We start from the raw sequence: 5231 nt of genomic DNA, 5'->3' as shown, positions 1-5231 counted from the left end.
CTCGTGGGCGGGATCGTCGCTGGCGTGGGAATGGGGATGGTGCTCCCGCAGCAGCCAGGCGCACAGAAGGTTGACCCCAAGTCCCAGGCCGGCGACGAGGAGCGCCTGATCGTAGTCGATCGGTAGCGGACGGAAGAGCCGAGTGACCGACTCCGCCGCCACGTAGAGGGCTACGACCCCCAGGAACACGGCGCTCGCGAAAGCGGCGAGGACCTCGATCTTCCAGGTGCCGAACGCGAAGCGCGGGTCCCGCGCCCAGCGCCGGGCGAGGGCATAAGCGAGGCCCGAAACGCCGAGGGCTACGGCATGGGTGCTCATGTGCCAGCCGTCCGCCAGCAAGGCCATGGAGTTGAACAGCCACCCGGCCACAATCTCCACCACCATCATGACGCTGGTGATGGCCACAACCCGCCAGGTGTTGCGCTCGCCAGCGGCGTTACCGTGATGAAACACGTGCTCGTGCTGCCAGCGGGAGGGGTCGAGAGAGTGGGCGGTCATGGGGTTGCAACAGGCACAGACGATGATTGATCCGAGGAATTGTAAGCCATCGGCCGCCGGTATCGGGCGTGAGGATGAGATCGTGTCCGGTCTTTACGCAACAGAGTTGCAAAAAATTCCCCGGCGTGATTTAATTTCCTGCCATGCAAACGTCCGGGATAAATCGCCATCCATCGCTCGCTGCCACTCGCGCTTCCCGCGCGGCCGAAGCCTTGATCCGCCAGCGCGGCAAGCGCGCTACGCCAGCTCGGGCGCAGGTGCTCGGCGTGCTGCTCGCCGCACACCAGCCCCTGAGCCACCACGAGGTAGAGGAGGCCCTGATCGGGCACAAGCGGGTAGATCGGGTCACCGTGTACCGGGTTCTGGAGTGGCTCGTAGGTGAGGGGCTTGCCCACCGCATCGCGGGCGACGACCGGGTGTGGCGCTACAAAGCCCAAGCGGACGGGGCCGCGTCTGGCCACGCTCACTTCAAGTGCGAGCGCTGCGGTGCGATTTTTTGCCTAGACAACACCAGCACGGCTTACGCCTTGATGCTGCCTCCCGGCTACCGCTCCCGGACAGTGGAGCTCACCATTCGGGGGCTCTGCGCCGGCTGTGTTGGCGGTCACTAAAACCGGTTGTGCCGGCGGGCGACGAGGAAGCCGGTCCGGCCGATGCTCTGGACAAGATGCAATTCAGTTGCATTTTGTGGCTGGGAAAGGGATGGCCCCATCAGGGAGAGGCCCCTAGGTCGGCGCGATGCGGCTTACCCCGTTGGCGTCGGGGTAAGGGGGCGCCCCCGCCCCTCGGACGGCCCGCCTGCGCCGCAGTGCCTGCATCGCCCAGCCCTTGGTGATCGGGGAGGAAGGAGTCATGATCGCTCGCGCCTACCATTCGGCCTGGGATCAGGCCGGCCTGTGGACTTCCGCCCTGTGCCTGCTCCATTGCCTGGCCACGCCCCTGGTGATGGCCCTGATGCCAGTGGCGGGCGCCGAGTTGTGGGCCGGGGAATGGGTCCATCAAGTGTTCGGCGGAGTGCTGGTGCTGCTGGCGGCGGGGGCTTTCGTTCCCGGCTTCTCGCGTCACCGGCAGCGCTTCGTGCCAGCGCTGGGAGCGGGGGGGTTGGCAGTGGTGCTCTTTGCCGCCATGGCGGGCGAAGACATCCTGGGGGAGACGGGCGAGACCCTCCTCACCGTGGTGGGATCGGCAGTATTGATGGCGGCCCACCTGGCAAACCGCAGCTTTTGCCGAGCATGCGCAGCTTGCCAGGCAGCCCGCGGCGGGGAATGAGATCGACCGTTCTAGGGATGGGCCATGGGCTCGGGTTTGTCAGCGTTTGCTGCGGCGGTGGGCGGGCGACACACGGGGCCGGTCCTGCCGTTGTGCGGCGCGGGGGACGCGAGGTCGCACAGTAGGGGATAATGGGCCGTTCGACTAGGGCCGCGGTGTACCCCGGCCCTGCCCCATCACCACGGACGACAGGAGGTTCGCATGGCGCAGAGGCGCAATTCCCATGAATGCGCGAGGGCCACGCCGCGCTGCTGCAGTTTGCAAGGAGGTGCCTCATGACCCGCAAAGGGACCCACACAAACACCCCGGCAGCGCTGCCGAGCGAGCAGGAGCTGCTCAAGGCATCCCCCGAAGAGTACATGAACCCGGCTCAGCTCGCCTTTTTTCGCCAGCGATTGCTCGCCATGCGCAAAGAGCTCTTGGCCAACGCGGACGCAACCAGCGCCCAACTGAAGAAGGTGGAAGCGGTGGCGGATGTTTCGGACCGGGCCACGCTGGAAGAGGAGTACACCCTGGAGTTACGCACCCGAGACCGGGAGCGCAAGCTCCTGCACAAGATCGATGCAGCGCTCAAGCGCATCGAGGACGGCTCGTACGGCTATTGCGAGGACACGGGCGAGCCGATCGGCATCCCCCGATTGCTTGCCCGCCCCACGGCCACCCTGTCCATCGAGGCCCAGGAACGGCGCGAGCGGCGGGAGCGAACCTACGGCGATTGAGCCCGAGGGACTCCTTTCCGGTGTTGCGTCAAACACGGCGATAAAAGGACGGAACCGATGATCATCATCATGGGCAACGATGCCTCAGACGCCCAGGTCGAGGCAGTGGTGCGCAAGATCCGGGAAGCTGGACTGGGGGTGAACATCTCCCGCGGCACGGAGCGCACGGTGATCGGGGCCATCGGCGACGAGCGCAAGCTCACCGAAGAGATGTTTGAGAGCCTGCCGGGCGTGGAGCAGGCGATTCATGTGCTCAAGCCCTACAAAATCGTGGCCCGGGAGTGGCACCGAGAGGACACCGTGATTCAGGTGCGGGGCGTGCCCATCGGCGGCGGCCCGGTCCAGGTGATCGGCGGCCCCTGCTCGGTGGAGACGTCGGAGCAGATGCGCCTCGCCGCCAAGGGGGTGGCGGAGGCGGGCTGCCGGCTGATGCGAGGCGGTGCTTTCAAGCCGCGCACCAGCCCTTACACGTTCCAGGGGCTCGGGATCGACGGCTTGAGGATGCTGCGGGAGGCGGGCGACGCCTATGGATTGCCCATCGTCACGGAGCTCATGGATGTGCGCATGCTGGACACCTTCCTCGCCTTCGACGTGGATGTGATCCAGATCGGCACCCGCAATATGCAGAACTTCGACCTGCTTAAGGAAGTCGGGCGGGTGAAAAAGCCGGTGATCCTGAAGCGGGGTCTGTCCGCTACCATCACCGAGTGGCTCATGGCGGCGGAATACATCGCCGCCGGTGGCAACCACGACATTATCTTCTGCGAGCGGGGCATTCGCACCTTCGAGACCGCCTATCGCAACGTGCTGGACGTGACCGCCATCCCGGTGCTCAAGAGAGAGACCCATCTGCCGGTGATCGTGGACCCGTCCCACGCTGGCGGCAAAGCCTGGATGGTGCCGGCCCTCGCCCGGGCGGCGGTGGCGGCGGGCGCCGACGGGCTGCTGATCGAATCCCACCCCAACCCGTGTGAGGCCTGGTGCGACGCCGACCAGGCCTTGACTCCCCAGGAGCTCAAGGACCTAGTGGAGTCGCTCGACGCCCTCGCCCGGGCCCTGGGCCGCGGCGTGGACCGATGGACGCCCGCTGCCCGGGCGACCCGCGCCGCCTAAAGGAAACCGAACGCGCACGGGAATGTTCGAAATTGAGAAGCTCAAGCACTGCTACGGCGACACCTTGGTGCTCTCGATCCCGGATTGGAAGGCGTTCGCCGGGGAGCACTGGCTGCTCACCGGTGCCTCCGGCAGCGGCAAGACCACTTTGCTCCACATCCTGGCGGGCATCCTGCGGCCCACGGAAGGCCGGGTAAAGGTGAACGGCTGCGCCCTCGACGCGCTGTCCGGGGCGGCGCTGGACCGCTTCCGCGGCCGGCACGTGGGGCTCGTGCCCCAGCGGCTGCACCTGGTGGCGAGTCTCACGGTTTTGGATAATCTGCGGCTTGCCCAGTATCTGGCGGGACTGCCCCAGGACGAGGCGCGGACGCGGGAAGTCCTGCGCGCCCTTTCCCTCGAGCCATGGGCGGAGGCAAAACCGCCACAGCTGTCCCAAGGCCAGGCCCAGCGGGTTGCCATCGCCCGGGCGGTGGTAAACCGGCCCCAATTGCTGCTTGCCGACGAACCCACCGCCCACCTGGACGACGCCCATTGCGCCCAAGTCGTCGATCTGCTCGAGTCTCAGGCGGATGCCTGCGGCGCCACCCTGGTGATCGCCACCCATGACCAGCGGGTGTGTCGCCGCATGGGCAAGCAATACCGGCTGGGGGAACAGAGGTGAGCCTATTGAAGCTCAGTCTCGCCTATTTGGCCAGCCGCAAGCTGACCACGGCCCTCAATCTGCTGCTGCTCGCTTTGGGGGTGGCTTCCATCACCGTGCTCATGCTGGTGACCGAGCAGTTGGAGAAGCGCATGCTGCGGGATGCCGAAGGCATCGACCTGGTGGTGGGAGCGAAGGGCAGTCCCCTGCAGCTCGTGCTCTCCAGCGTCTATCACTTGGACGTGCCCACTGGCAACATTCCTTTGAAGGCAGCTCGCGCCATCGAGGCGCACCCGGCAGTCAGGAAAGCGATTCCCCTCGCCCTGGGGGACAATTACCGGGGCTACCGCATCGTGGGCACGACCCACGAGCTGGTCGCGCATTATGGTGGGCGCATCGCCCGCGGCGAGCTGTGGCTCGATCCCCTGGAGGCGGTGCTGGGGGCGGAGGTGGCCCGCGCCACCGGACTGCAGGTGGGGGACACGTTTTCCGGCGTTCACGGCATCGTCGAAGCGGGAGAGGAGCACCACGAACACCCCTACGACGTAGTGGGCATCCTCCATCCGACCGGCACCGTGTTGGATCGGCTGATCCTGACAGCCGTGGAGAGCGTGTGGGACGTGCACGCCCAGGCAGACGCGCCGCAGCCCCTGCTCCCCGACGGCACGCCCGACTGGGACGCAGACAAGGCGTTGACGGCGCTCCTCGTCCAGTACGCTTCTCCCCTGGCGGCAGTCACTTTTCCCCGCTGGGTAAACAGCCAAGGTGCCCTGCAGGCAGCCTCCCCTGCCTTCGAGACGGCGCGTCTGTTTCAGCTCTTGGGGGTTGGCGCCGAGGTGCTGCGGGCTTTCGCCCTGGTGCTCATCGCCGGCGCCGGTCTCGGCGTGTTCATCGCCCTGTACAACGCCCTAGAGGAGCGGCGCTATGACCTGGCCATCATGCGCACCCTGGGGGCGGGGCCGGGACACCTTTTCGGGCTGCTCCTGCTGGAG

General features: G+C 66.6%; 8 protein-coding genes. 6 read left to right on the top strand and 2 right to left on the bottom strand.

Annotation, left to right across the window (positions count from 1 at the left end):
* The coding region (locus V7Q81_RS14495) for a cation diffusion facilitator family transporter (RefSeq protein ID WP_333844674.1) at positions 1 to 498 on the bottom strand (498 nt) is incomplete at its 3' end.
* 143 nt (positions 499 to 641) lie between these two features.
* Here V7Q81_RS14495 and V7Q81_RS14490 point away from each other — a divergent pair.
* Positions 642 to 1109 (top strand): Fur family transcriptional regulator, encoded by a 468-nt coding sequence (locus V7Q81_RS14490; protein ID WP_333844672.1) that lies wholly within the window; start codon positions 642 to 644, stop codon positions 1107 to 1109.
* A gap of 114 nt (positions 1110 to 1223) precedes the next feature.
* Here V7Q81_RS14490 and V7Q81_RS14485 read toward each other — a convergent pair whose 3' ends face one another.
* Positions 1224 to 1352, bottom strand: coding sequence for a hypothetical protein (locus tag V7Q81_RS14485; RefSeq protein WP_333844669.1), 129 nt, complete (start codon positions 1350 to 1352; stop codon positions 1224 to 1226).
* Between V7Q81_RS14485 and V7Q81_RS14480 the strand changes: the two genes are divergently transcribed.
* The 5 genes from V7Q81_RS14480 to V7Q81_RS14460 form a co-directional block, all read left to right on the top strand.
* On the top strand, positions 1351 to 1767 hold the full coding sequence (locus V7Q81_RS14480; RefSeq protein WP_333844666.1) for a MerC domain-containing protein: 417 nt from the start codon (positions 1351 to 1353) through the stop codon (positions 1765 to 1767). The genes V7Q81_RS14485 and V7Q81_RS14480 overlap by 2 nt on opposite strands.
* 275 nt (positions 1768 to 2042) lie before the next feature.
* Positions 2043 to 2486: an RNA polymerase-binding protein DksA gene (dksA, locus tag V7Q81_RS14475; protein WP_333844664.1), complete on the top strand. Its 444-nt coding sequence runs from the start codon at positions 2043 to 2045 to the stop codon at positions 2484 to 2486.
* A 57-nt stretch (positions 2487 to 2543) separates the two neighbouring features.
* The gene (gene aroF / locus V7Q81_RS14470) at positions 2544 to 3599 is read left to right on the top strand and encodes a 3-deoxy-7-phosphoheptulonate synthase (protein WP_333844661.1); all 1056 of its coding nucleotides are present in this window, start codon (positions 2544 to 2546) and stop codon (positions 3597 to 3599) included.
* A gap of 22 nt (positions 3600 to 3621) precedes the next feature.
* Entirely contained in the window at positions 3622 to 4260 is a 639-nt protein-coding gene (locus V7Q81_RS14465) for an ABC transporter ATP-binding protein (protein ID WP_333844659.1), read from the top strand.
* A partial coding sequence (locus V7Q81_RS14460) for an ABC transporter permease (RefSeq protein WP_333844657.1) occupies positions 4257 to 5231 on the top strand: 975 nt, incomplete at its 3' end. The genes V7Q81_RS14465 and V7Q81_RS14460, both read left to right, overlap by 4 nt.

Origin of the sequence: Pelomicrobium sp., from assembly GCF_036803785.1 — a bacterium.
Classification (GTDB): domain Bacteria; phylum Pseudomonadota; class Gammaproteobacteria; order Burkholderiales; family UBA6910; genus Pelomicrobium.
Note: the sequence above shows the minus strand (reverse complement) of the source record. Positions and strands in the feature narration are given on the sequence as shown.